Origin of the sequence: Mesorhizobium alhagi CCNWXJ12-2 (assembly GCF_000236565.1) — a bacterium.
In the GTDB taxonomy this organism is placed as follows: domain Bacteria; phylum Pseudomonadota; class Alphaproteobacteria; order Rhizobiales; family Rhizobiaceae; genus Allomesorhizobium; species Allomesorhizobium alhagi.
The window spans coordinates 1-23660 of record NZ_AHAM01000254.1 but is presented as its reverse complement, the minus strand read 5'-3'; the positions used below and the strand labels follow the sequence as shown (position 1 = coordinate 23660).

Annotated in this window: 24 protein-coding genes; 9 read left to right on the top strand and 15 right to left on the bottom strand. The window is 63.5% G+C overall.

Going from position 1 to position 23660, the window contains the following annotated elements; all coding sequences use genetic code 11:
- Positions 1-6: 6 nt before the first annotated feature.
- Together MAXJ12_RS26725 and MAXJ12_RS26720 are read right to left on the bottom strand one after the other, a co-directional pair.
- The gene (locus MAXJ12_RS26725) at positions 7-1236 is read right to left on the bottom strand and encodes a CmpA/NrtA family ABC transporter substrate-binding protein (RefSeq protein ID WP_008839226.1); all 1230 of its coding nucleotides are present in this window, start codon (positions 1234-1236) and stop codon (positions 7-9) included.
- Positions 1233-1835 carry an ANTAR domain-containing response regulator gene (locus MAXJ12_RS26720; protein WP_008839225.1) on the bottom strand — a complete coding sequence of 201 codons (603 nt, stop codon included), beginning with the start codon at positions 1833-1835 and terminating at the stop codon, positions 1233-1235. The genes MAXJ12_RS26725 and MAXJ12_RS26720 overlap by 4 nt, the downstream gene beginning before the upstream one ends.
- A 180-nt stretch (positions 1836-2015) precedes the next feature.
- Here MAXJ12_RS26720 and MAXJ12_RS26715 point away from each other — a divergent pair, with 180 nt between their 5' ends.
- The 4 genes from MAXJ12_RS26715 (at position 2016) to MAXJ12_RS38320 (ending at position 5469) form a co-directional block, all read left to right on the top strand.
- On the top strand, positions 2016-3131 hold the full coding sequence (locus tag MAXJ12_RS26715) for a TRAP transporter substrate-binding protein (RefSeq protein ID WP_008839224.1): 1116 nt from the start codon (positions 2016-2018) through the stop codon (positions 3129-3131).
- A gap of 82 nt (positions 3132-3213) precedes the next feature.
- The gene (locus MAXJ12_RS26710; protein ID WP_008839223.1) at positions 3214-3858 is read left to right on the top strand and encodes a TRAP transporter small permease subunit; all 645 of its coding nucleotides are present in this window, start codon (positions 3214-3216) and stop codon (positions 3856-3858) included.
- Positions 3855-5273, top strand: a complete 1419-nt coding sequence (locus MAXJ12_RS26705; RefSeq protein ID WP_008839222.1) for a TRAP transporter large permease — start codon at positions 3855-3857, stop codon at positions 5271-5273. The genes MAXJ12_RS26710 and MAXJ12_RS26705 overlap by 4 nt, the downstream gene beginning before the upstream one ends.
- A 28-nt stretch (positions 5274-5301) precedes the next feature.
- Positions 5302-5469: a hypothetical protein gene (locus MAXJ12_RS38320; protein ID WP_008839221.1), complete on the top strand. Its 168-nt coding sequence runs from the start codon at positions 5302-5304 to the stop codon at positions 5467-5469.
- Here the strand turns inward: MAXJ12_RS38320 and MAXJ12_RS26695 are convergent.
- The gene (locus MAXJ12_RS26695; protein WP_008839220.1) at positions 5466-6500 is read right to left on the bottom strand and encodes an aldo/keto reductase; all 1035 of its coding nucleotides are present in this window, start codon (positions 6498-6500) and stop codon (positions 5466-5468) included. The genes MAXJ12_RS38320 and MAXJ12_RS26695 overlap by 4 nt on opposite strands.
- A 96-nt stretch (positions 6501-6596) precedes the next feature.
- Between MAXJ12_RS26695 and MAXJ12_RS26690 the strand changes: the two genes are divergently transcribed.
- Positions 6597-7517 (top strand): LysR family transcriptional regulator, encoded by a 921-nt coding sequence (locus MAXJ12_RS26690; RefSeq protein ID WP_040588258.1) that lies wholly within the window; start codon positions 6597-6599, stop codon positions 7515-7517.
- A 1-nt stretch (position 7518) separates the two neighbouring features.
- Here MAXJ12_RS26690 and MAXJ12_RS26685 read toward each other — a convergent pair whose 3' ends face one another.
- The 10 genes from MAXJ12_RS26685 to MAXJ12_RS26645 all read right to left on the bottom strand — a co-directional run bounded on the left by MAXJ12_RS26685 (position 7519) and on the right by MAXJ12_RS26645 (position 16543).
- Positions 7519-8127: a 2'-5' RNA ligase family protein gene (locus tag MAXJ12_RS26685; protein ID WP_157999669.1), complete on the bottom strand. Its 609-nt coding sequence runs from the start codon at positions 8125-8127 to the stop codon at positions 7519-7521.
- A gap of 667 nt (positions 8128-8794) precedes the next feature.
- Entirely contained in the window at positions 8795-10750 is a 1956-nt protein-coding gene (locus tag MAXJ12_RS26680; protein WP_008839217.1) for an OmpA family protein, read from the bottom strand.
- Positions 10751-10917: 167 nt separating this feature from the next.
- Positions 10918-11724, bottom strand: a complete 807-nt coding sequence (locus tag MAXJ12_RS26675) for an ABC transporter permease (protein ID WP_008839216.1) — start codon at positions 11722-11724, stop codon at positions 10918-10920.
- The gene (locus MAXJ12_RS26670; RefSeq protein ID WP_008839215.1) at positions 11721-12731 is read right to left on the bottom strand and encodes a daunorubicin resistance protein DrrA family ABC transporter ATP-binding protein; all 1011 of its coding nucleotides are present in this window, start codon (positions 12729-12731) and stop codon (positions 11721-11723) included. Before MAXJ12_RS26670 ends, MAXJ12_RS26675 begins: the two co-directional genes overlap by 4 nt.
- Positions 12732-12922: 191 nt before the next feature.
- Positions 12923-14080, bottom strand: coding sequence for a fumarylacetoacetate hydrolase family protein (locus MAXJ12_RS26665; RefSeq protein ID WP_040588255.1), 1158 nt, complete (start codon positions 14078-14080; stop codon positions 12923-12925).
- Between the two features lie 171 nt (positions 14081-14251).
- On the bottom strand, positions 14252-14665 hold the full coding sequence (locus MAXJ12_RS26660; protein ID WP_008839212.1) for a GFA family protein: 414 nt from the start codon (positions 14663-14665) through the stop codon (positions 14252-14254).
- A 41-nt stretch (positions 14666-14706) separates the two neighbouring features.
- Positions 14707-15171, bottom strand: coding sequence for an SRPBCC family protein (locus MAXJ12_RS26655; protein WP_008839211.1), 465 nt, complete (start codon positions 15169-15171; stop codon positions 14707-14709).
- Positions 15168-15497, bottom strand: coding sequence for an ArsR/SmtB family transcription factor (locus MAXJ12_RS26650; protein WP_008839210.1), 330 nt, complete (start codon positions 15495-15497; stop codon positions 15168-15170). The genes MAXJ12_RS26655 and MAXJ12_RS26650 overlap by 4 nt, the downstream gene beginning before the upstream one ends.
- Positions 15498-15604: 107 nt before the next feature.
- Complete coding sequence (locus MAXJ12_RS39740; RefSeq protein ID WP_008839209.1) at positions 15605-15730, bottom strand: hypothetical protein; 126 nt, start codon at positions 15728-15730, stop codon at positions 15605-15607.
- Between the two features lie 90 nt (positions 15731-15820).
- Positions 15821-16543, bottom strand: coding sequence for a GntR family transcriptional regulator (locus MAXJ12_RS26645; RefSeq protein WP_008839208.1), 723 nt, complete (start codon positions 16541-16543; stop codon positions 15821-15823).
- Between the two features lie 104 nt (positions 16544-16647).
- Here MAXJ12_RS26645 and MAXJ12_RS26640 point away from each other — a divergent pair, with 104 nt between their 5' ends.
- The 4 genes from MAXJ12_RS26640 to MAXJ12_RS26625 are packed head-to-tail and all read left to right on the top strand — an operon-like array spanning position 16648 to position 21665.
- Entirely contained in the window at positions 16648-17673 is a 1026-nt protein-coding gene (locus tag MAXJ12_RS26640) for a TRAP transporter substrate-binding protein (RefSeq protein ID WP_008839207.1), read from the top strand.
- 13 nt (positions 17674-17686) lie between these two features.
- Positions 17687-19564: a TRAP transporter large permease gene (locus MAXJ12_RS26635; RefSeq protein ID WP_008839206.1), complete on the top strand. Its 1878-nt coding sequence runs from the start codon at positions 17687-17689 to the stop codon at positions 19562-19564.
- A gap of 44 nt (positions 19565-19608) precedes the next feature.
- Positions 19609-20646, top strand: coding sequence for a Gfo/Idh/MocA family protein (locus tag MAXJ12_RS26630; RefSeq protein WP_008839205.1), 1038 nt, complete (start codon positions 19609-19611; stop codon positions 20644-20646).
- Positions 20643-21665 (top strand): Gfo/Idh/MocA family protein, encoded by a 1023-nt coding sequence (locus tag MAXJ12_RS26625; protein ID WP_008839204.1) that lies wholly within the window; start codon positions 20643-20645, stop codon positions 21663-21665. Before MAXJ12_RS26630 ends, MAXJ12_RS26625 begins: the two co-directional genes overlap by 4 nt.
- A gap of 216 nt (positions 21666-21881) precedes the next feature.
- Here the strand turns inward: MAXJ12_RS26625 and MAXJ12_RS26620 are convergent, their stop codons facing one another.
- Both MAXJ12_RS26620 and MAXJ12_RS26615 read right to left on the bottom strand, forming a co-directional pair.
- Positions 21882-22496, bottom strand: a complete 615-nt coding sequence (locus MAXJ12_RS26620) for a hypothetical protein (protein ID WP_008839203.1) — start codon at positions 22494-22496, stop codon at positions 21882-21884.
- A 205-nt stretch (positions 22497-22701) separates the two neighbouring features.
- Entirely contained in the window at positions 22702-23514 is an 813-nt protein-coding gene (locus MAXJ12_RS26615; protein ID WP_139044055.1) for a lysozyme inhibitor LprI family protein, read from the bottom strand.
- Positions 23515-23660: the final 146 nt, after the last annotated feature.

Here is a 23660-nt window from a genome sequence, read left to right as displayed (position 1 = left end):
GTTCGGTCAGCCTTGACGCTGAGCCGCCACATAGGCGTCGATCTCATCCGGATCGAAGATGCCGCCGTCGAAGAAGCCGTCCGGTCCCAGCGTCAGGCTCGCGCCTGCCGAGCCGACCGGCGTGGTGGCCGTCAGCGCGCCTTCGACCTTGGAGTTTGCCCCGGGAAGCGGCACACCAAGCGGCTTCAGCGCCGAGCGGTAGATGTCCGGGCGATAGGAGTCGCGTGCGATGGCTTCATGCGCCGGGCTGTGCCGGATCTGCCCCCAGCGCACCATCTGGGTGTAGAACCAGAGCGCGTGGCTCTTCCATGGAAAGGTGGCCGCCTTGGCCAGCGGTATGAAGAAATCTTCAACGAGCCGTTCCCCATCGCCGCCGGTCCGGATCCGTCCGGACAAAGCGGGAAGCATCCACTCTTCCGGTTTGCCCAGGTAAGCCGGACTGGAGAGTAGGGAGGCGAGTTCGGCATGGTTGGCCTTGTCTGCGCACCAGATGGCGGCGCGGTAGAGCGCCCGCAGCAGCGCGGCCAGCGCTTCGGGATTGGCCTCTGCCCATTTGGCCCCCGCGCCCAGCACCTTTTCCGGGCTTGACCGCCAGATCGCGGCCTTCACGGTGGCGATCCTGCCGCTGCCGGAAAGTGCGGCGGCCGTATTCCACGGCTCGCCCACGCAATAGCCGTCTATGTTTCCGGCGCGCAGCGCGTCGGCCATCAGCGGCGGCGGCACGATGACGATCTCGATGCCGCCCTCGGCTACGCCGCAGGCGGCGAGCCAGTAGCGCAGCTCGTAATTATGCCCGGAGTGGGGATGCACGACGGCAAAACGCAACGGTTCGCCGCCGCGTCCGGCGCGCTCGGCGACCACCGCCTCCAGAGCAGCACCCGCGCCTTTCGGGTCGAGATCCGGCCGCGCGCCATGCGCTTCCATCGCTGCCCAGACCGCATTCGAAACGGTGATTGCATTGCCGCCGAGGCCGAGCGCCATCGGCGCGATGGTGCGAGAGGCGAGCGGTGTCAGGCCGAGATTGCAGGCGATCGGCATCGGCGCCAGCATTTGGGCCACGCCGAAATGGCCGACGGCGAGCCGGTCGCGGATGTTCGCCCAGGAGGTCTCCCGCACCAGCGTCAGCGCTACGCCTTCCCCTGCGGCGAAGCCGATTTCCTTCGCTGCGACCAGCAAAGCGCTGTCGAGCAGCGGCATGAAGCCGGCGGTGATCTGGTGTTCGGCGTTCCCGGTCATTGCTCCTCCGGCGAGCCCAGCAATCCGGCGGCCGTCACCAGGCTTTGGGCAATGTCGCTTATCTTGCGGTTCTGGTTCATGGCGGTCTTGCGCAGCAGCGTGTAGGCCGCCTCCTCGGAGAGCCCGCGCGATTTCATCAGAATGCCCTTGGCGCGGTCGATGACCTTGCGGTTTTCCAGTTCGCTGCGCGCCTCCTCGAGTTCGCGCGCCATCCGGGAAAACGCGTTGAAGCGGCTGATCGCCATGTCGAGGATCGGTTTCACCCGCTCCTGCCGCAGCCCATCCACCACATAGGCCGAGACGCCCGCGTCGACCGCTGCCTCTATCGAGGCCTGGTCGGAACGGTCGACGAACATGGCGATCGGCCGCTTCACCGCGCGCGATAGCTGGAACATGTTTTCCAGCATGTCGCGGTTGGGGTTTTCGAGGTCTATGACGATGACGTCCGGAGCGATGTCGGCGATCCGGCGGGCGATGCCGGCGACATCGTGGATGACCGTCACCCGCTCATGCCCCGCCTCCCGCAATCCTGCTTCGATGATGGAAGCGCGGATGCGGTTTTCGTCGATCACGAGGATGGCGAGTGAACTGGGGGCCATGCCGCCATTTTGCGCATGCTAACGGATTGTGCAATGCACTATGCTAAAAGCTGAAATGCCGTGAGTTCCCGTTGCAACTCTGGATTTAGGCAAGCAACCCGTCCGGTCTTGCATCGCGTCGATGTTTCCCTATTCTGTCCTCCGCTGAAGATCACAACATGACCAGCTTGGGAGGAAATCATGGCTGACAAAGGTATTTCGCGCAGACGCTTCCTTGGAACGACTGCGGTCGGCGCCACTGCCGCCGGCACGCTTGCGGCACCCGCCGTTCTCGCGCAGGCGCCGGTGACGCTGAAGATGCAATCGTCCTGGCCGGCCTCGGACATTTTCCAGGAGATGGCCGCGCAATATGTCCAGCGCGTACAGGAAATGTCGAACAACCGCCTCAAAATCGACCTTTTGCCCGCGGGCGCGGTGGTCGGCGCATTCCAGGTTCAGGACGCCTGCCATGACGGCACCATCGACGCGGCGCACACAGTGCCGGTCTACTGGTACGGCAAAAACAAGGCCGCTTCGCTGTTCGGCACCGGCCCGGTCTTCGGCGGCGACGCCAACCAGATGATCGCCTGGCTCTATCATGGCGGCGGCAACGAGTTTTATCGCGAATTGACGCAAGACATTCTCGGCCTCAACATCGTCGGCTTCCTGTCCTTCGGCATGCCGGCCCAGCCGCTCGGCTGGTTCAAGAGCGAGATCACGGACGCAGCCCAACTCCAGGGCCTGAAATACCGCACCGTCGGTCTCGCGGCCGATCTGTTCCAGTCGATGGGTGCGTCGGTGGCGCAACTTCCCGGCGGTGAAATCGTGCCTGCCATGGAACGCGGCGTCATCGACGGCTTCGAGTTCAACAACCCGACTTCCGACATGCGCTTCGGCGCGCAGGACGTTGCCAAGAACTACATGCTGGCCTCCTATCACCAGGCGAGCGAATCCTTCGAATATATCTTCAACAGGGATACGTTCGAGAGCCTCGATCCGGATCTTCAGGCGATCCTGAAATATGGCGTCGAATCGGCGCACCTGGCCAATTACGCGCTGGCGATGCAGCAATATTCGGCCGACCTGCAGAAGCTCCAGACCGAATCCGGCGTCAACGTCAAGCGCACGCCCGACTCGGTCCTGCAGGCGCAACTCGAGGCCTGGGACAAGATCCTTCCGCCCCTGATGGAAGACCCCTATTTCAAGAAGGTGGTGGACAGCCAGAAGGCCTGGTGCGAGCGCGTCGTCTACTACAGCCTGCTCAACGCGCCGGACTACAAACTCGCTTATCAGCACTATTTCCCGGATAAGATTTAGGTCCGTGGGCTTGCGATTTCCTGACGGGGCGGCTTGGCCGCCCCGTTCCGTCGCGTTGGCATATATGCGGGAGTGAGAGCCGATGCACGGCTACATTCGATTTGCCGACGATCTGTCGGCATGGTTCGGCAAGGTCTTCGCCTGGTGCATCATCGTGATGGCATTCGGCATCGGCTACGAGGTGGTCGTGCGCTACGCCTTCAACGCGCCGACGCCCTGGGCGTTCGACCTGAGCTATATGCTCTACGGCACGCTGTTCATGATAGCGGGCGCCTACACGCTCTCGCGTGACGGCCATGTGCGCGGCGACTTCATCTACCGCCTGTGGCAGCCGCGCACCCAGGCGGCGGTCGAGCTCGTGCTCTACTTCCTCTTCTTCTTTCCAGGCGTGCTGGCGCTGGTCTTCGCCGGCTGGAAATATTCGGCGCGCTCCTGGGGCTATCTGGAGGTGAGCTCCAACAGCCCCGCCGGAATCCCGATCTTTCAGTTCAAGTCAGTCATCGTCGCCGCCGGCATCCTGCTCTTTCTGCAGGGCATCGCGCAGGTATTCCGCTGCATCATCTGCCTGCGCACCGGCGAGTGGGTTCGCGCCGCCGACGATGTCGAGGAGACGGAGAAGGTGCTGATGCAGGCCAAGACGCTCGACGTGCTCAAGCATGGCGGGGAGGCAGTCGACATTCCGTCAGGCTATGAGCCGACGGACAATAAGAGGGACGGCGACCAGTGAGCGATCCTCAAATTGCCGTCGGCATGCTCCTCATCCTTCTTCTGGCGATCTTTCTCGGCTTTCCGGTCGCCTTCACGCTCATGGCGCTCGGGGTGGCGTTCGGCTACTACGCCTATTTCGATGCCGGGCGGATGTGGCGCAGCTATGAACGCGCGGTCGAATCCGGCGCGGACAGCTGGACGCTGACCGAATCCTGGGTCGGCGGCTTCTTCAACAACCGCATCTTCGACCTGTTCGTGAACCAGACCTATTCGGTCATGGCCAATGACGTCCTGACTGCGATCCCGCTTTTCCTGTTCATGGGCTACATCGTCGAACGCGCCAACATCGTCGACCGTCTCTTCAACACGCTCTTCATCGCCACGCGCCGCCTGCCCGGCTCGATGGCCGTGGCCGCGCTCATCACCTGCACGCTGTTCGCGACCGCCACCGGCATCGTCGGAGCCGTCGTCACGCTGATGGGACTGCTGGCGTTCCCGGCGATGCTGAAAGCCAAATACGATGTCAAATACGCCTCCGGCGTCATCTGCGCCGGCGGCACGCTCGGCATTCTCATCCCGCCCTCGATCCTGCTGATCGTCTATGCCGCCACGTCCGGCGTCTCGGTCGTGCGGATGTATGCGGCCGCACTTCTGCCCGGCCTGTTCCTGGCGGGGCTCTATCTCACCTATGTCATCGGCAAGGCGGTGCTGCAGCCGCATCTCGCGCCGAAGCCGACCAAGGAGCAGGTCGGCGACCATTCGTTCCTCGAAATCACCTGGATGATGTTCACCTCCTTCGTGCCGCTGGCCTTCCTCATCCTGGCCGTTCTCGGTGCGATCCTGTTCGGCTTCGCGACCCCTTCGGAGGCAGCCGCTATCGGCGCGCTGGGCGGCCTGCTGCTTGCGGCGGCCTACAGGGCGCTGACCTGGCAGCGGCTCAAGGAGAGCGTCTATCTCACCGCCCGCACCACGGCGATGGTGTGCTGGCTGTTCGTCGGCTCGGCGACCTTCGCGTCGATCTTCGCCTATCTCGGCGGCCAGCAGTTCATCAGCGAGTTCGTCACCGGCCTCGACATGTCGCCGCTGATGTTCCTGATCGTCGCGCAGCTGATCATCTTCCTCCTGGGCTGGCCTCTGGAATGGACGGAGATCATCGTCATCTTCATTCCGATCTTCCTGCCGCTGCTGCCGCATTTCGGCATCGACCCGCTGTTCTTCGGCATATTGGTGGCGGTCAACCTGCAGACGGCGTTCCTGTCGCCGCCCATGGCCATGTCGGCCTATTACCTCAAGGGCATCGCGCCCCCGCATGTGCGGATCTCTGACATTTTCCGCGGCATGATGCCCTATATGACGATCGTGATCGTGTGCATGATCCTGATGTATCTCTTCCCGCAGATCGTCTACTGGCTGCCGAACCTCATTTACGGCTGACAGGCGGGCAAACGATTCCGGAGACGGCATGAACAGAAAACGGCTCTTCGCACTGCTCGCCTACCTGGCGCTGCTGGGTTTCTTCGGCGTCGTTCTGGTGTTCGTGCCGCGCGTCGACCTGGGCGGCGCGGTCCTGCTCGGTCTCGCGCTCGCCGCTTACGATCTCTGGACGCAGTTGCGGCCGCGCCGCCGCTAGACGGCGGGCGGATTGAGCCGGGCAAAACCCTCCTGCCGCCGGTAGGGGAAATAGGGATAAGGCGCGGTGACGCTGCTGGCTTTGTCCAGCCTGGCGACCTGCTCGGCCGTCAGCGACCAGCCGACCGCGCCGAGATTCTGGCGAAGCTGCTCCTCGTTGCGCGAGCCGATGATGACGGACGAAACGGTCGGACGCTGCAGCAGCCAGTTGATGGCGATCTGCGGGATCGTCCTCCCGGTTTCCAGCGCCACCTCGTCGAGCGCGTCGACGATGTCGAACAGGCGCTCCTCGTCGACCGGAGGTCCGAACTCGGCGGTCTGGTGCAGCCGGCTGCCTTCCGGCAGGGGCTGGCCCCGCCGGATCTTGCCGGTCAGGCGGCCCCAGCCCAGCGGGCTCCAGACCAGCGCGCCGACGCCTTGGTCGAGCCCCAGCGGCATCAGTTCCCACTCATAGTCGCGGCCGACCAGCGAATAATAGACCTGGTGCGCGACGTAGCGGGGCCAGCCGTGCCTGTCGGCAAGGGCGAGCGACTTCATCACCTGCCAGCCGGAAAAGTTGGAGACGCCGACATAGCGCAGCTTGCCGGCACGGACGAGGCCGTCGAGCGTCGAGAGCACCTCCTCGATCGGCGTGCCGGCGTCGAATGCGTGCAACTGCAACAGGTCGATGTAGTCGGTGCCGAGCCGGCGCAGGGCGTCCTCCACGCTCCGGATCAGCCGCGAGCGCGAGGAGCCGGAATCGTTCGGCCCATCGCCCATCGGCAGCGAGGTCTTTGTCGAGATCAGCACATCCGCCCGCCGGCCCTTGATGGCCTGGCCCAGCACCTCTTCCGACGCGCCGTTGGAATAGACATCGGCGGTGTCGAACAGGGTGACGCCGGCCTCGAGGCAGATGTCGATCAGCCGTCGTGCCTCGGTCACGTCGGTATTTCCCCAGGCGCCGAACAGCGGACCGGAACCGCCGAACGTGCCCGCGCCGAAGCTGAGAGCCGGAACCTTCAGGCCGGATGCGCCAAGACGTCTATAATCCATGATGTGTCTCCGATTTGCTGGTCGCCTCTAGATGGACGCGCCGCGGATGATGAGCTAGACCATCGGCAAGAACAGCACTTGTGAGTTGAAGTCATCATGGCTCGACTGGAGATCAACCGCTCAGGCGAGATGGATGTGTTCGTGCGGGTCGTCGAATTGGGTGGATTCTCGGCGGCCGCGCGCGCCTTCCGGATGACGCCATCGGCCGTGAGCAAGCTGATCGCGCGCCTGGAAGGGCGTCTCGGCGCGCGGCTGGTCAACCGCTCGACAAGGAAGCTGCAACTGACGCCGGAAGGCTCGGCCTTTTTCGACCGCGCCACACGCATTCTGGCCGACATCGACGAGGCGGAGCGCGCCGCTGCTTCGGGCGACCGGCCGGTCGGCCGCATCCGCCTTAACACCAACGCCTCCTTCAGCACCCACATCCTGGCGCCGCTTCTGCCCGAATTCCTCGCCCGCTATCCCGATGTCTCGCTCGACATCGTGCAGACCGACGCGGTGATCGATTTGATGGAAGAGCGCATGGACGTGGCGGTTCGCGCCGGTCCGCTCAAGAGTTCCAGCCTGATCGCGCGCAAGCTCGGCGCGACGCGAATGATGATCGTCGGAGCGCCTTCATATCTCGCGCGCGCCGGAGAGCCTAAAACAGTCGCCGAGTTGGAAAAACACAACCGGCTCGGTTTCTGCTATTCGCGCGCCATCGAGGGCTGGCCGCTGGCAAGCGGCGGGCAAGTGATCCCGCTTCCGGCGGTCGGAAACATCCAGACGAGCGACGGCGAAGCGCTGCGCGTCATGGCCGTTGCGGGCGTCGGCCTCGCGCGGCTCGCCGCCTTCGCGGTGCGCGAGGACATCCGCGCCGGCCGGCTCCAACCGGTGCTCGAAGACTGCAATCCCGGCGATCTCGAAGAAGTCCACGCCGTCTATCTCGGCCAGGGCGGCCCACTTCCCGCGCGGGTCCGCGCACTGCTCGACTTCTTGGCCGAGCGCGCCCCGCCGGCGTTTCGGGCCGGGCTATAACTCACCCACGCAACTCCCACCGGCCGAGATGATGGTGGCGTGAGTGGCCTTGCGGGCTGTGGATGAGGACGAATTCGCGCACCGTCCAGCGCACAGGCGGCACAGTCCTTTCGGCGACGCTGCGGGAATCGTAGAGCATCGTCACATGCGGCGTGAACGACTTTCGCAACCTCTTACCAAGTCCCACCCTCCGCATCGCCTCGCCGAGCAGCCGATGCAGCCGGCGAAGCTCGGCGTGGCCGACGCTTCCCCTCAGGACCAGAGGGCGGTTTTGACCGTTGGTGCCGAAGCTCATGGCGCGGTCGAAACCGACATCGAAGGCCGGCATCGATATGGAGCGTGCGGCATCGTTTGCCTGCGCGATCCTGGATCGCGGCAGGCCTTCGAATTCGCCGAGGCCGTGCAGCGTGAGGTGCAGACACAATCTGTCGAGCAGACGGCCGCGCAACCCAAATTCCACGCCTATCGATTTGGCTATGTCGTGGATCTGAGTGGCGGCCGCCTCTTCGGGACAGACCGCGAAGAAGATATTGTCGAGCCGCCTGATCTCCAGGCCCGGCAAGGCCGGTTGCCAGGCATTTGCGGCGCGACTGAATGCGGCTTTCCGCACAGGGATGCTCCCGATTTCGTTCCGCGTCTGCATATTTTTAGAACAAAGCAGGAACATGCTCAAGCTGCGATATTCACGCAGGTTCGTCGGATGGCTGCCCTCTTCGTGGATAGACCACCCGGCTGAAGCAGAAATAACTCTGTGATTTCAATGGCTGTGGCGAAAAATGCGGACAATTTGTTCACACCCCCTGTCGCCCCCGCATAATCCTCGGCGTCCTTCCTGCCGGGAACGCTCCGGAGTCGTTCGACAGCGGGGAAGGACCGGCGCTTCCGTTCCATGGCCGACGAAGCCATGGGGCCGGGGAGGCTCCGTCCAAGGGTTCCCCTCGGGACACTACGGTCCCGGCGTGCTGGAGGAGCACACAGGCCCCGAAAGCCGAAAGGTTTTAAGGGCGCAGCGGAACGGACGGGGACAGAAATCGCCGGCGGGGCGCGAAAGTCGCGCCACGTATTTTAGTTTCGGAAGGCTCGGCCAAGCGCCCCGCTTCCCGACCACCCCTTCGACCTCACCCTGAGCTTGTCGAAGGGTCGAAGGACAACAGCCAGGGCGGAAACGCAGCGTGGCAACGGAGAAACTTGTGCCAAAACCAGACGGATGCCCGATGCGCGCTGCGCAGCCGCCCCTCGCCTCAAGGAGTAACGAAGGCGCGGTCGCCGCGGCCGCGTCAATCCGCGCTCGCCACCGGAGCGACCAGCGGCGTGATCCGGCGGACGGCGACGCGGCGGTTCTCCCGCTCGGGCTCATCCGTATCGATCTTCAGATACTCCTCGCCATAGCCTTGCGTGGTGAGATTTTCCGGCGGCAGGCCGAAAACATCCGTCAGCGCCAGCGCGACCGCCTCGGCGCGGCGGTCCGACAGCGCAAGATTGGCGAGATTCGAGCCGACCGCGTCGGTGTGGCCCTCGATCAGGAACGTCTCGGCCGGATTTTCCTTGAGCATGCGGTCCATCGCATTGGCGAGGCCCTCCAGCCGCACGATCTCGGACTCCGCAATGGAAGCCGAGCCGAACTCGAAGGTGATCGTGTCGAGATCGACCCGGCGGGTGATATCGCGCACACGTGCCGAGCGCTTGACCTCGTCCACCGAATAGAGCCGCTGGACCTGCTCGACCGGCGGCTGGTCGAGGAACGCGTAATAGTCGTCGGCGCCGTAGCCGCCGGAAGCGTCGAGAATGTACTCGTCCTCGGGAATGTCGATCCTGATCGGAGGCAGATCGAGCCCCGGATCGCGCCAGTCGCGCAGTCGGTCATAGTCGGACTCGTCGACATAGGACAGCACCTGCTCGTAGCCGTCCGGCGTGAAGCGGGAGCGGCGGATGACGTCGCCATAGACGTTGCGAATAGTGACGATGCGCGTGCCGTTGGGGCGGATGATCGTCTCGCGGGTGCGGCCGTTGCGCAACTCCTCGGTATAGACCTCGCGCGCGCCGCGGGACAGCCGCCGGCGGTCGTCGCTTTCGACCAGAACCTGGTCGCCGAACTGCAGGATCAGGCGGTCGCCCATCTCGCGCAGGATCTCGGCGCCTTCGGGCCGCCGTTCGCGGCGGCGCTCGCGGCGTTCGATGCGCACGCCGTCCTCATCGATGAAGGGCCTCACCTGACGGGCGATCGTTTCGCGCTGGGCATCGCGGTCGTTTCTGGGCAATGGCCGGATCTCGACCTCGTCGACTTCGCGGTCGCGGCGCGCGTTCCGCCGCTCCTTGGCGCTGTCGAAAAGGCGCCTTTGGGCGCGGCGCTCCTGAATTTCGCCGTCGGACTCCGTGACCTCGTCGCGATCGTCATCCCGCTCCCGCGCCTGGCGCTCGCGAACACGCCTCTCCTCCGCCTCGCGGGCGCGCCTGACTCGCCGTGGCTCGTCTTCGCCCCGAGGCTCCTCGACGACAATTTCGCGGTCGCGGCGCACGCGGCGCTCGCGCTCCGAAGCCTCCTCGGATTCGGCCTGCCTGCGGCGAGCGGCCTGCTCGGCTGCGTCTCGGGCAGCTTGCGCTTTCCTGGCCGCATCGGCTTCGGCTTTTTCCCGACGCTTCTCGGCCTGCTCGCTTCTCTTCTCAGCCTGGCGAACTGCATTCTCGGCCGCATCCCTCTCTGCCCGACGCTTCCTCTCGGCGGCAGCTTCGGCCTGGCGCTTCCTGGCCGCGCCGGCCTCGGCCTCGCGCTTCCTCGCGGCGTCCGACTCGGCTTTCTCGCGGCGCCTCTCGGCCTGCTCCTGCTTTTTCCCGGCCTGGCGAGCCGCTTCCTCGGACGCCCGACGCCTTTTCTCGGCAGCGGCTTCAGCCTGTCGTTTCTTGGCAGCGCCGGCCTCAGCCTCACGCTTCCTCGCCGCGTCGGATTCTGCTTTCTCGCGGCGCCTCTCGGCCTGCTCGCTCTTCTTCTCAGCCTCGCGCCCGGCTTCTTCAGAGGCCTCTCGGGCTTTCTTCTCGGCGCGCTCGGCCCGTCTTTTCTTGAGAACTTCAGCGCCCCGGCTTCCTTCGCCTTGCGCGAGAATCAACGGAGCGGTGTTATGACCGGCAATCGACCGGATTTGCGGGCTGCCGGCATGCAAAGGCATGGCGGCGGCCGATCCGCAGGCCATCAACAGCCCAAGCGCCGTTCCCGCCAGAATCCTTGGTTGGCGTTTCATCGTCAAGATTTCTCCGTTGTGGCAGTCCCGTCCTGTGCCCAATCAACCGCACGGAAATTGGTTCCGAGTAGGGCGACGAGGCGGCAGCTCTGTGACTTGTGGGGTAGTCGGCTTCAACGGATCCGCCGGCAGGGCTCGACTTGCCTGTCAGGGCAGCCGCCCGGCTTCTACCTTCTAAGGTATAGCCACAGTGTCGTTGGCGCGAGAATCGCGGTCAGCGCCACCGGCGCGATCAGCGCCAGCGCGATCTGGCCCAATGTCGCCCCACCGCCCATCAGCCCGCGCAGCGCGGTGGTCATCAGCGACACCGGATTGACGTCGACAAAGGCGCGCAGCCAGTCGGGCATCGTCGCTGGATCGACCATGATGTTCGAGGCGAAGACGAGCGGGAACAGGAATGTGAAGCCCAGCGTCATCACCGTGGTCGGCGTGCGGATCAAAAGGCCGAGTACGATGAACACCCAGCCCATGCCGAAGCCAATGGCGACCAGCATGGCGAATGCCGCGAGAACACCGAAAAAGCCCGCCTCGGGCCTGTAGCCGAGCATGAGACCGATGGTGAGGATGATCGACGCGGCGATCAGATGGCGCAGGATGTCACCCACCATCAGGCCGGCGAACGGCGAGAGCGGCCAGATCGGCAGCGAGCGAAAGCGGTCGAACAGGCCCTTGCCCAAGTCGGTCGACAAACCCATGCCCGAATAGACGGCGTTGAACACAACGGTCTGGACCAGAATGCCGGGCAGGAAGAACTGCAGGTACTCTGCGGGCGAACCCGCAAGCGCGCCGCCGAAGACGAAAGTGAAGAGCAGCGTGAACATGATCGGTGTCATCACCAGATCGAAGAGCTGCTCGGGTACATGCTTGAATTTCAGCACAGCGCGCCAGCCGAACACGAGCGCGTTGGACACGGCCGATGGTGGGGCCGGCCGGGCGACCCTGGGCAACCGCCCAAGAGAGGTGACGTCGCTCATATCTTGGCGTCCTCGTGGCTGTTGGCCGAACTTGGCTGGCCGGTCAGGGCGAAGAAGACTTCGTCGAGGCTCGGCTGGCCCATGGAGAAATCGGACAGTTCGATGCCGCTGGCAACCAGTTCGGCGAGCGCTTCATTGGCCGCTTTCGCGGTGCCGGCCATGACCGAGAGTTGCGCGCCCTCGGTGCTGCGCTGGACAGGATTTTGCAGCCGCCGCTCCAGCATGCCCGCCGCCTCGTCGAGCCGCGCCGGATCGGAAATAGCGACATGGAGGAAGCCGGAGCCGGTGGCAGCCTTCAACTCGCGGCTGGTGCCTTCGGCGATCTTCCGGCCGTGGTCGATGACGGCTATGCGCGCCGCAAGCTGATCGGCCTCCTCGAGATATTGGGTCGTGAGCAGGATTGTCACGCCGGAGCCCGCGAGCCCGCGGATCATGCCCCAAACATCCTTGCGAGCATTCGGATCTAGGCCGGTGGTGGGTTCGTCCAGGAACAGGACGCCCGGAGTGACGATCAGCGACGCAGCGATGTCGAGCCTGCGCCGCATGCCGCCCGAATAGTCCTTCACCTGCTTCGTCGCCGCTTCGGACAGGCCGAAGGCGGAGAGCAGATCATTGGCCCGGCTTTTTGCGGCGCGGCCGCGAAAGCCCCACAGGCGAGCGAGGAGGACAAGATTTTCGCGGCCGGTAAGATCCTCATCGAGCGAGGCGAACTGCCCTGTCATGGCTATCGCGGCGCGGACCTCGTGCGGAGCCTGCACGATATCGTGGCCCATGACCGTGGCCGAGCCGGCGTCCGGGCGGGACAGCGTGGCGAGCATGCGCATCAGAGTGGTCTTGCCGGCGCCGTTCGGACCCAGGATGGCGAAAATCATTCCGCGCGGCACATCGAGATCGATGCCGTCAACCGCGCGCACCTGGCCGAAGGTCTTCACCAGGCCGCGGGCGGAAATGGCGGGCGTGATCTCGGTGAAGGCGATCGGAATCCTTGCAGGAGAAAAATCGTTCATGGCGATCGATCCGGCAATTGAAAAAGGCTGTTCACACACGCTGGGGCTGCGGCGAGCCGACGCATATATCAGCTTTGCAATGGCTGGTCAGCTTCCGAAATGCCTCTCCTGACATTTTCAAGCCATCCGCAATTCGCGCGGCAGGACACCCGCCGGGCCGGTCTGGCTATCTGCCTGCCCCTGCAGCGCGCTCAAATAAGCTTTGCCTTGGCGAGATCCCGCATGAGATGGCTCGTGCCGTAGACCCAAGGCGGGCAATCCGGCGAAAGCTTCACGCGGTTGATCAGCGTTCCCAGCGTTTCGGAGCTGATGGTGACGATGTCACCAATGTTGTGCGTAAAGCCCTTGCCTGCTTCACCGCGATCCTTCGAAGGCACGAACATCGTGCCTAGATAAAGCGCGATCCCGTCCGGATATTGATGGTGCGGGCCCATCGCGGCGGCAACCAGTTCCTCCGGAGAACGGCTGATCTCTGCCATCGAACTTGCCCCTTCGAGCGAAAACCCGTCCTCGCCCTCGACGCTGAGTTCGACGCGAGCCTGCTTCACATCCTCCATCGAGAATGTGCCGTCGAAGAGGCGGATAAACGGCCCTAGCGCGGCGGAGGCGTTGTTGTCCTTGGCCTTGCCGAGCAGCAGCGCCGAGCGGCCCTCGACATCGCGCAGATTGACGTCGTTGCCGAGCGTCGCGCCGACGATCCTGCCCGTGCTGGAAGCAATGACGGCGATCTCCGGCTCCGGATTGTTCCAGGTCGATATTGGATGCAGTCCGATATCAGCCCCAAATCCGACCGACGCCATGGGCTGGCATTTGGTGAATATCTCGGCGTCGGGGCCGATGCCGACCTCCAGATATTGCGACCAGACGCCACGCTCGACCAACCTTTTCTTGCACTCAAGCGCTTCCGGCGATCCCGGCTTCAGCTGGGAAAGATCGTCGCCGATCAGGCTGGCAATGTCGCCGCGGATTGCGTCGGCCTTTTCCGGATTGCCGCGCGCCTGTTCCTCGATCACCCGTTCCAGCAGGCTGACGACGAAGGTGACGCCCGACGCCTTGATCGCCTGCAGGTCGACCGGCGACAGCAGCCAAGGCAGCGCCGGATCGCGGTTTTCCTGAAAGCTGTTGCGAAGGATAACGTCGAGATTGCCAACGCTTCTGCCGGGAGCAGCCTTTACGAACCCTGCCGGATCGTCCATTTCGCAAATATCGCGGGCCGTCGGCGCAATGGCCGAGGTGATATCCAGCACCTCTCCGTCCCGCACCGTAACCACCGCCGGATGCGGCCAGCCGCCGGCCATTGCGCGTCCGAGATAGGCCCCTCCGGGGGGTGGGCTTCGAAAATCGGTCATGGTGATTCCTGTGCTGCCGGCAATGCTCTGCGAATGCGCTCCAACACTTTCGAGCCGAAGTCGCCGACGGCTTTGTAAAGCGTTCGCCTGCCTTCCGACAACACCCTTGCGATGGACCAAGGCAAAGTCTTGCCCGGTCGGTCACACACGCCAAACCAGATCAGGCCGCATTCACGTCGGCGGCATCTTGTCGAATTTCGGCAGGGTTGGATCGAGATGATCCCAGGCGTGGGCGGCAGCGTGCCAGGTAACGAATTGCGGCTCGTACCGGCTCGGATCATCGAGACTGCCAGCACGCACAGCGATAATGTCGGGATTGGCCGGAAATGTAATATACACCGGTGACCCGCACGTCGCGCAGAAGGCGCAACTTTTGACGGTTCCGCCATCACCAACCACTTCCCAGGCCTTCGCCTCGCCCTCGATCTTCTGTACAGCGCCAGAAAAGGTCAGATATGCTCCGTGGCCAGCGCCGGTTTGACGCTGACATTGGCGACACTGGCAGTCGACCGTCGCCACCGGCTCGCCAGAGATTTCATAGCGGATCGCGCCGCAGGCGCATCCGCCGGTATATGCCTCGCTCATGTATTTTCTCCTGTAGGGGTGATTGACGGCGATTCCGCCTGTCAGTTCTTCTCGCCGACGATGGCGCCGATGTTCTGGACAACCTTCTTCCAGCCTTCGCTCATCGTTTTGAACGCGGAATCGTTCTTCGGCAGGACGAAGCCGGAATGGACAAGGCGTAGGCGCGTGCCGCCTTCAACCTTGGAAAGGATCCATGTAACGACCGTGTCCAGCCGTGAGCCGTATCCGGTGTTTGCCTCGTGCCCGCCTTTCCAGGCAAAGGCCAGGCGCTCGTTGGGCCTCACCTCCAGCACCTGGCAATGGATGGCGCCGTCCCATTCACCCGCCGGCTTGGTCTGGAAAGTGAAGCGCTTGCCTTCCCTCGGCTCGAAGCCGGTCGGCGTCATCAGCCAGCGGCCGATCAACTCGCCGGTGGTCAGCACTGTCCAGATCGTCTCGGGTGCATGCGGAAAAACCTCGTCGACTACGATGTCCTGCGTGCGGGATTTCAAAGCGGCGTCATTCATGGGTCGATCTCCTTCAGCAATGTTCTGAGATTTGCAAAGCGCTCGCGCCAGAAGACGCCGTAATGGCTCATCCAGTCCACCAGCGGCTCAAGGCCATCCGGCTCGGCGCGGTAATAGACTTTCCGGCCTTCCGGGCGCTCGGCGACCAGACCCGCCTGCTTCAAGGCCTTTAGGTGTTGAGAAATGGCGCCCTGCGTCACACCGCTCCCCCGCGTCAACTCGACGACTGTGATCTCGTCGGAACTCACCACCCTCTCGAACACGGCTCGCCGGGTTGGGTCGGCAAGTGCGCGCATGACGGCGTTGATGGGAGCGGCTTCGTTCATGGCCAAACCATTAGTGAAGACTGATTGATTAGTCAACACTATTTGTTGCTATGGGCCGAAGTCTGGTGCGTGCCGCTTGAAATTCCGATCCGTAGGCGCTTCGGCGCTTACGGATCGAGCTGCCAGGGCGCCTTAACGGGGATGATCGTTGCGTTCATCGACACCGTCCATGCGGCAAGCGCATCGGCGCTCGGCAACCCGATTGCATCGGATTCAAAGACGGAGTCAGCCACGAGCCATGCTCCTCTCCAATGCCGGCGACGGCGTCCGTTTCCCGCGACAGGGCAATCTCTTTGCCCTGCCTGCGTAGCATATCGGGCCGTTCACTCGACCGGAACCAGGCAGGCGGTATGATCGGGCAGATCGATGTCGGAGAAGAGATCGGGATTGGCCCTGGCTATCTGCGGCAGCGCGATCAGGATCTCGCGCAGATGGCGGCGCATGGCCGCTTCGGCGCCGTCGGCATCGCCTGCTTCGAGACGGTCGACAATCGCTTCATGCTGGCCGATCAGCAGCGGCATTGGCGAGGCATCGGGGAGGCTCAGATAGCGCACCCGATCGGTCTGGATGCGCGCGCTCTCGACCACCCTCCAGGCATAGTCGCACTGGACGATGTCTGCGATGGCACGATGGAACGCCTCGTCGTGATCGTTGAAGCGCCAGTATTCGTTGCTTGCCGCCGCCTCGCGCTGCGCCGCCAGCAGCGCGCGCAGCCCAGCCACGGCCGCAGGCGTCGCCAGGCGAGCGGCGTTGCGGGTGATGTCGCACTCGATCGCCTCACGCACGAAGCGCGCATTGGCGACCTCGCGCACGGAAATCTTCATGACGAAGGTGCCGCGACTCGGCCTGATCTCGACCAGACCCGCCTCCGACAGCTTGATGAAGGCCTCGCGCACCGGCTGGCGGGAAACGCCGAAGCGGGCAGCGATATCCTTTTCAGACAGCGCCTCGCCGGGCCGCAGCCGCATCTCGGCTATGCCCTGGCGCAGCGCCGCGACGAGTTGCGGCGCGATCGGCTCTCTCAGGCGAATAGAAACGTCCAACATTCACCTGTTGTCATCGCTACGGCAGCTTGTATCATACCGGTATGGTGCCATACCGCAAGCATAGCCACGCTCGCGGAATAAGAGCTTCAACGGGAGGAAACGACATGAAATCCGGAACATTCGCATTGAACCGCCGAATATTCGTACAGGCTAGCGCAGTGGCGCTCGCCATGCCGGCAATCGCCGGCCGCGCGTTCGCGCAGGACAAGTTCGTCTTCAAGATCGCCCACACCGAGGGCATCGGTACGCCGATCACCAATGCCTTCGACAAATGGGCAGCGGTGCTGAACGAGAAGAGCGGCGGCCGCATCGACGCGCAGCATTTCCCCGCTGCGCAGCTCGGCGGCCTGGCGGAGGCTCTGGAGGGCAGCCGCATGGGCACCATCCAGGCGACAACCGCCGGCCCCGACTCGGAAGAGGCGATCGCGCCGGAGATCGCGGCTTTTGGCGGCGCACCTGGCTTCATCTACAAGAACGAAGCACATGTCGACGCCGTGCTGCAGGGACCGCTCGGCCAGAAATGCTCCGATATCGCCCGCGAAAAGACCGGGGTCGAGTTCGTCGCCTATGGCGAAACCGGCTTCCGCCACATCCTGTCTAAGAACGCAGTCACCTCGCTCGACGGGCTCAAGGGCCTGAAAATCCGCGTGCCGCAGCTACGCATCTGGGTCGACTTCTGGACGCTGCTCGGCGCTGCGCCGACGCCGCTGCCTTATTCCGAGCAGTATTCGGCGCTGTCGACTGGCATCATCGACGCCATCGATTCCGACGTCTTTTCGATTGTCGGCTTCAAATTCTACGAGCAGGCGAAGCACCTGACCCTGACCGGCCACTGGTTCCTGCCGAAGGCGGTCCGCGTCAACGCCGCCTGGCTGGACAGCCTGCCTGAAGACCTGCAGGCTCTCGTGCGCGATTCCGCCAAGGAAGTCTTCGCCGAGCAGCGCCAGATCAATCGCTCCAAGGCGTCGGAGACGCTGGAGGAGTTGAAGACCCTCGGCGTCGAGGTGCACGAGCTGTCGAAGGAGGAACTGGCCAAAATGGAGGAACTGACCGCTCCGCTGTTTGACGAGTTCGGCTCGAAGAGCCCGGAAACGGCCGAGATGATCAAGCAGATCCGCGCACTGGGCTGAGATCGAAGCGATCATGGAAGTTCAGGCCGAGACGGACGCCGCGCTTCCGGGGGCGGTGTCCGACACCGTTCAGACCGGCTTTCCACTGGTCGTGGACCGCATACTGGAGACGATCTGCGTCCTGCTGATGCTCGTGGCGGTCTCCGTCTCCTGCCTTCAGGTGGTGCTGCGCTACGGATTCAGCGCCGGCCTGCCGTGGCCGGAGGAAATCGCCACGTGGATGTTCTGCTGGGCCGTGTTCCTCGGCATGGCCGTCGCGACCGGGCGCGACGCCCACATCTCCATCGACGTTCTCATACGGGCGCTGCCGCCGCGGGGGCAGGACCTGCTGGGCCTCTTCAATCGCGTGGTGATGGCGGCGGCAAGCATCATGCTCATCGTGCACGGCTGGGACTATGCCAGCCGGACCATCTCCGCCTCGCCGGCCTTGCAGTGGCCGATGCGGTATTTCTTCCTCGCCGTGCCAGTCGGCGGTGCGCTCAATCTTTTCTTTCTCGCCTGGCCGCGGCCAGGCAGAACGATCGTCCGGGGCCTGACCGTCCTCGCCGGAGGCGTTCTCCTCTACCTTGCGATCCGCTTCGGCGCTGCGAGCCTCTACGGCCAGGCCGGCAGCGCAATCGTGCTGGTGATCGTCGGCATCGCCGCCATAGTCGTAGGCGTGCCGGTCGCATTCGCCTTGGCGATCGGCGCCTTCGCGGCCTTTGCGCCGTTCCGCGATATCCTGCTGGTCACGATCTCGCAGAACATGGCCGCGTCGCTCAATTCGTTCACGCTGCTGGCGATCCCGTTCTTCATCCTTGCGGCCGCAGTGATGAACGCCGGCGGCATCACGCCGCGCCTGGTCGATCTGGCGATGCAACTCGTCGGCCACATGCGCGGCGGGCTCGGCCAGGCCAACGTGGTCACCAATACGATGCTGGCGGGCATCTCCGGCTCGTCGACGGCCGATGCCTCGACCATCGCCAAGCTCCTGGTTCCCGAGATGGCGAAGCGAGGCTACGGCAGGCCGTTCGGAGCGGCCCTGACGGCCGCTTCGGCGACGATCGCCAATCTTATTCCACCCGGCCTCGGCCTCATCATCTACGCCGCGCTTGCCTCGGTCTCCGTCGGCGCGCTGTTCGTGGCGACCATCGTGCCGGGCCTGATGGTCGCGGCGACGCTGATGATCGTAGTTTACGTGATGTCGCGCAGCCGCGGCTATGGCGGCGACATGCCGAAAGCGTCGCTGCGCGACCGGATGTCCTCGCTTGGATTTGCTATCCCGGCGCTTATCCTCCCGGTCGTCATCGTCGGCGGCGTTCGCTTCGGCGTGTTCACGGCGACGGAAGCCGGCGCCATCGCCTTCGTCTACGCGCTGCTCTGCGGGGCGTTGCTCTATCGCAAGCTGACACCGTCGAACCTGCTCGCCGCGATCCGGGAATCGGTGTTCGACACCGTCGTGATCGTCGTCATCATCGCCACGGCCGCCCCCTTCGCCTGGGTGCTGGCGTTCGAGCAGGTGCCGCAGAAGATCGCCCAGGAGCTGAGCACCCTGGTGGAGCAGCCTTGGCTGTTGATGCTGGCAATCAACCTGTTCCTGCTGGTCGTCGGCCTGTTCATGGAGATGATCGCCTCACTCGTCATCCTCGTTCCGATTCTGGTGCCGCTTGTCATGGCAGCGGGGGTAGACCCGGTGCATTTCGGCATCATCATCGTCATGAACCTCGTCATCGGAGCGCTCACCCCGCCGCTCGGCGTGCTGGTCTTCACCACCGCCCGTGTCGGCGGCGCCAACCAGACCGAAACGTTCCGGGCCATCATCCCGTTCGTGCTGGCGTTAATCGGCGTGCTCCTTCTGGTCAGCTTCATACCCGCGCTATCGCTACTGCCGGTGGCATGGCTCGGTCCGTAAGGGGCATGCCTGCCCATATCGTATCGGAATAAGGATCATCTCCCATGAAGAAGACACGTATCGCGATCGTGGGCCTTGGCATGGCGGTGACGCCGCATGCGCGCGGCCTGGTGGATTTGTCGGATGAAATCGAAGTCGTCCACGCCTTCGCTCCGAGCGAGGAGCGGAGGCGCGCTTTCGGCGAAAAATTCCCCTTCCCGCTCTGCGACAGTCTCGACACGATCCTGAATGACGACAGCGTCGAGGCGGTCGCCGTCTTCACGCCCGCCAACACGCATCGCGACATCGCGATCCGCTGCGCCGAGGCGGGCAAGCACGTGCTGATGGAAAAGCCGCTCGACATCACGACGGCCCGCGCCGAGGACCTCGTCGCCGCCTGCCGCAAGGCCGGCGTCAAGCTAGGCGTCGTGCTGCAGCACCGCTTCCGGCCGGCGGGCCTGAAGGCGGCCGAGATTCTCGCTTCCGGCGAACTCGGCGCGATCGTCGGTTGCTCGACGGTTATCCGCCTTTGGCGACCGCAGAGCTACTATGACGAGCCGGGACGCGGCTCGTTCGCGCGGGACGGCGGCGGCGTGCTGATCTCGCAGGGCATCCACACGCTCGACCTGATGCTGAGCCTGGCGGGACCGATCGCCGAGGTGACGGGATTCGCGACGACGACGCCTGTCCACAGCATGGAGACCGAGGACATGGTCTGCGCCGCGGCGCGCTTCGCCAACGGCGCCTTCGGCACCATCGACGCCACGACGGCCGCCTATCCCGGCTTTCTCGAGGAGATCGCGCTGACGTGCGACAAGGGCACGGCCCTGCTGCGTGGCACCGAACTGCTGGTGCAGTTTCAGGATGGCCGAAAGATCGCGATCGAGCCGGACCGCTCGGCCGGCGGCGCCGGAGCAGACCCGATGGCGTTCCCGCACGACTATCACCGCGCGGTGATGGCGGACTTCGTCGAAGCGATCCGCACAGGGCGCGAGCCGAAGGTCACAGGCGAGGAGGCGCTCAAGGTGCACCGGCTGATCGACGCGTTGATCGAGGCCGGCAAGTCTGGCGGTTCTGTCCGCGTTGCCGGGGCGCAGGCATGAGCCGCCCGCTGCGTTTTGCGGCAATCGGGCTTGACCATCGCCACATCTACCACCAGGTCGGCGAACTGATCGAGGCCGGGGCAGAATGCGCCGGCTACTGTCCCGAGACGAGCGATCCGCGCGTACTCGACGGCTTCCGCGAGCGCTTTCCGGCGCTGCAGCCGGTCGAACGGGAACGCCTCTTCGATGATCCGTTGATCGACATCGTCGTAAGCGCCGCCATTCCGCGCGATCGCCCGGCGATCGCCATCCGCGCCATGCGCGCCGACAAGGACGTCATGGTCGACAAGCCGGGCGCGACGATGCTCGAGCAGGTGGCGCAGATCGAGGCGGTCGCGCGGGAGACCGGGCGTATCTTCTCGATCTGCTTCTCCGAGCGTTTCGTGGTGCGCGCCTGCGAGGCGGCGGTGCGCATGGTCGCAGCGGGCGAAATCGGCAAGGTCGTGCAGACGGTCGGCCTCGGCCCGCACCGGCTGAACCGCGCCATCCGCCCGGCCTGGTTCTTCGAGCGCGACGCCTTCGGCGGCATCCTCACCGACATCGCCTCGCACCAGATCGACCAGTTCCTGTTCTTCACCGGCGCGCGCGATGCCGAGATCGTCGCCAGCGCCACCGCCAACCACGCATTGCCAGACGTGCCGGATTTCGAGGATTTCGGTGAGATCCTGCTGCGCGGCGGCGGCGCGTCCGGCTTCATCCGCGTTGACTGGTTTACGCCCGACGGACTCGGCGCCTGGGGCGACGGCCGGCTGTTTCTGCTCGGCACCGAGGGCTACATCGAACTGCGCAAATATATCGACGTCGCCGGGCGCGAGGGCGCCGACCACCTTTTCATCTCCAACCGCACCGGCACTCGCCACATCGACGCCAGTGGCGAGCCGCTCACCTACTTCCGCAACTTTCTCGCCGACGTGCGCAACCGCACCTCGACGGCGATGCCGGATGGTCACGCACTGAGTGTCACCCGGTTGGCCGTACGAGCGCAGGTAGCCGCGACGCGCCTTTCCTGTCGAGGGTAGTGGCTCACAGGCAGGGTGCGCTCTCGTTTTAGAGCAAGATGGATGTTCGCGGACCGGATCCTCACGGCAGTCGGCGGGGGTGCTTGGCGCAGCCCTCCTCAAAGAGGCCCATCATGTAGCTGCCAAGCGGCACGCCTTTTGGGATTATCAACTCAACTTTCTTTCAGCGATTGTTGGCTCCTTGTCGGCCTGTTTCAGTTCGATCGCGGTCTTCGGCTAGTTGACCGAGAGGGGCAGGCGCGCCTCGGCGAGAATGTTGATCTGATCCGGCCGCAATGTCCTCAAACCGTCTAGAAAGCTCTTCGCATTTTCCGTGCCGTAAGCCCGGTGGCTAGTGGCATAAAGGAGAACGCCGGCCTTGTTGGACGCATCGCTGTACGGTGCGTAGCGATAGGCGTTCCATTCCACGATATACTCGCCCTTCGCATTCTTGGAACTGACGATGAAATCTAGCAGGGCTTCCCCGGTCGCCTTATTTTCGATGACTGACATGTTGACGAGCGGATCGCTGCCTTTGCGCTTGTTGAGCATGTCGACTTGGCTGCGCACGGCGTCCATGACCTTGATCTTGCCGATCACGAGTTCGACAAGCAGCATTTGCGCATAGGTTTCCACGTTTTGACCGGAGGGAACATACTCCTGCTTGACGTAGTGATCAGCAGGCTGCGAGCTCCAGGCGAGCTCGTAGGACTTACCGGCGAATTCGATCGGGCCTGGCACGCCGATATAGTCGGTCACCTCCGCGGCTGCGGGTGCCACCATGATCGCGACGACGAAAAAGGCTGAGACGAGCCGGCTCAATGTAATGGTGATGAAACCGATCTGAAACATCTGAAATCCTTCTACGATTGTACTCCGCACCGCTCGGCTTGAGGTATTCCTTCTGCAAACGGGCCAGTGGCGTTGACTTACTCAAAGATTGTACAAATTCGGGGCATTTTAGAAGGGTATTCTTCAATTCGGACGAGTGGTTGGCCGGAAGCGAATTCCGACGCCTTCGGGGCCATTTCCGTATATCTGGCGGCTGGTAGATATCTTACCTTATCAGATCCTCCGGACTGCCTATATCAACCTCCTTCACGGCTTTGCCGGAGAGATCGTAACCCAATTCCTTTGCCAACAAAGTGGCGACATACGGGTCGTCCACGCCGATGTCGTGGCAAGCTGCATAATAGAATATGTAAGACGTTATGTTATACCCATGAATACCCGACGCGTCATTCGGAGAGAGTTCATGCTCCGCCCATGCTCCGTCCCCGTATTGGAAAAGAAACCTCGGATTTCTATGGGAGCAGAACGCATACCAACTGCCGCTTGGCTCTTCTTCCAATAGTGCAGCGATGTCGTAAGAAGCGCCAGGATGATGCGACTGCCAGTGATTGTTATCCAGCTTATAAAGTGCTTCTCCAAGCGGTGATCGGCCGACGAGCGAGCGACGATGAATACTGAACCAATAGCAATAATCCATATGGCATCGTCCTCGGATGCGTTCGCCGATGAGGGAATCCGTCGAAGGCTCGTCGGCACTTGCCAAGGCTCTATCGCCATGCGCGAGGCGAATTAGCGTTCGCCTGCGCTCCTCGGTCATTATTTTTAGGCAGGCTGAAGCCTGCGTTGCGGTAAACACAGTCAGGCACCGCCCTCGAACGGCGAGCCATCTCCTTTGATCCTGGAGGATCCAATCTTGATTGCCGCTCGCCACCACCCCTTTGAACGCGGACCCCATTTCGCCATCGATCGCTGACAACATTGGATCCGAGCAAATAAGCCGCTCCTCTTGGGTGCCAGCTTCTCGACAGTCGAAACCGGCAGCAAAGACAAATGGCGAAAACCAGAGAAGCACGAACAACAGCAAGGCGCCTCGCATGTATCTACTCCAAGCATGGCTAAAACTTACAAATCTGCGTGTGAGCTACAGGAGAGGCTGAAGCTCTTCCGTTGCGGCTGTGCCTGACCCGGTGGGGCTCCAACTCCTACTTCTTCCGACAGATGCTA

Excerpts from the sequence above, each read along its gene's own strand:
- MAXJ12_RS26725 (WP_008839226.1), bottom strand. The coding sequence starts at position 1,236 with ATGACCGGGAACGCCGAACACCAGATCACCGCCGGCTTCATGCCGCTG.
- MAXJ12_RS26720 (WP_008839225.1), bottom strand. The coding sequence starts at position 1,835 with ATGGCCCCCAGTTCACTCGCCATCCTCGTGATCGACGAAAACCGCATC.
- MAXJ12_RS26715 (WP_008839224.1), top strand. The coding sequence starts at position 2,016 with ATGGCTGACAAAGGTATTTCGCGCAGACGCTTCCTTGGAACGACTGCG.
- MAXJ12_RS26710 (WP_008839223.1), top strand. The coding sequence starts at position 3,214 with ATGCACGGCTACATTCGATTTGCCGACGATCTGTCGGCATGGTTCGGC.
- MAXJ12_RS38320 (WP_008839221.1), top strand. The coding sequence starts at position 5,302 with ATGAACAGAAAACGGCTCTTCGCACTGCTCGCCTACCTGGCGCTGCTG.
- MAXJ12_RS26695 (WP_008839220.1), bottom strand. The coding sequence starts at position 6,500 with ATGGATTATAGACGTCTTGGCGCATCCGGCCTGAAGGTTCCGGCTCTC.
- MAXJ12_RS26690 (WP_040588258.1), top strand. The coding sequence starts at position 6,597 with ATGGCTCGACTGGAGATCAACCGCTCAGGCGAGATGGATGTGTTCGTG.
- MAXJ12_RS26680 (WP_008839217.1), bottom strand. The coding sequence starts at position 10,750 with ATGAAACGCCAACCAAGGATTCTGGCGGGAACGGCGCTTGGGCTGTTG.
- MAXJ12_RS26675 (WP_008839216.1), bottom strand. The coding sequence starts at position 11,724 with ATGAGCGACGTCACCTCTCTTGGGCGGTTGCCCAGGGTCGCCCGGCCG.
- MAXJ12_RS26670 (WP_008839215.1), bottom strand. The coding sequence starts at position 12,731 with ATGAACGATTTTTCTCCTGCAAGGATTCCGATCGCCTTCACCGAGATC.
- MAXJ12_RS26665 (WP_040588255.1), bottom strand. The coding sequence starts at position 14,080 with ATGACCGATTTTCGAAGCCCACCCCCCGGAGGGGCCTATCTCGGACGC.
- MAXJ12_RS26660 (WP_008839212.1), bottom strand. The coding sequence starts at position 14,665 with ATGAGCGAGGCATATACCGGCGGATGCGCCTGCGGCGCGATCCGCTAT.
- MAXJ12_RS26655 (WP_008839211.1), bottom strand. The coding sequence starts at position 15,171 with ATGAATGACGCCGCTTTGAAATCCCGCACGCAGGACATCGTAGTCGAC.
- MAXJ12_RS26650 (WP_008839210.1), bottom strand. The coding sequence starts at position 15,497 with ATGAACGAAGCCGCTCCCATCAACGCCGTCATGCGCGCACTTGCCGAC.
- MAXJ12_RS26645 (WP_008839208.1), bottom strand. The coding sequence starts at position 16,543 with ATGTTGGACGTTTCTATTCGCCTGAGAGAGCCGATCGCGCCGCAACTC.
- MAXJ12_RS26640 (WP_008839207.1), top strand. The coding sequence starts at position 16,648 with ATGAAATCCGGAACATTCGCATTGAACCGCCGAATATTCGTACAGGCT.
- MAXJ12_RS26635 (WP_008839206.1), top strand. The coding sequence starts at position 17,687 with ATGGAAGTTCAGGCCGAGACGGACGCCGCGCTTCCGGGGGCGGTGTCC.
- MAXJ12_RS26630 (WP_008839205.1), top strand. The coding sequence starts at position 19,609 with ATGAAGAAGACACGTATCGCGATCGTGGGCCTTGGCATGGCGGTGACG.
- MAXJ12_RS26625 (WP_008839204.1), top strand. The coding sequence starts at position 20,643 with ATGAGCCGCCCGCTGCGTTTTGCGGCAATCGGGCTTGACCATCGCCAC.
- MAXJ12_RS26620 (WP_008839203.1), bottom strand. The coding sequence starts at position 22,496 with ATGTTTCAGATCGGTTTCATCACCATTACATTGAGCCGGCTCGTCTCA.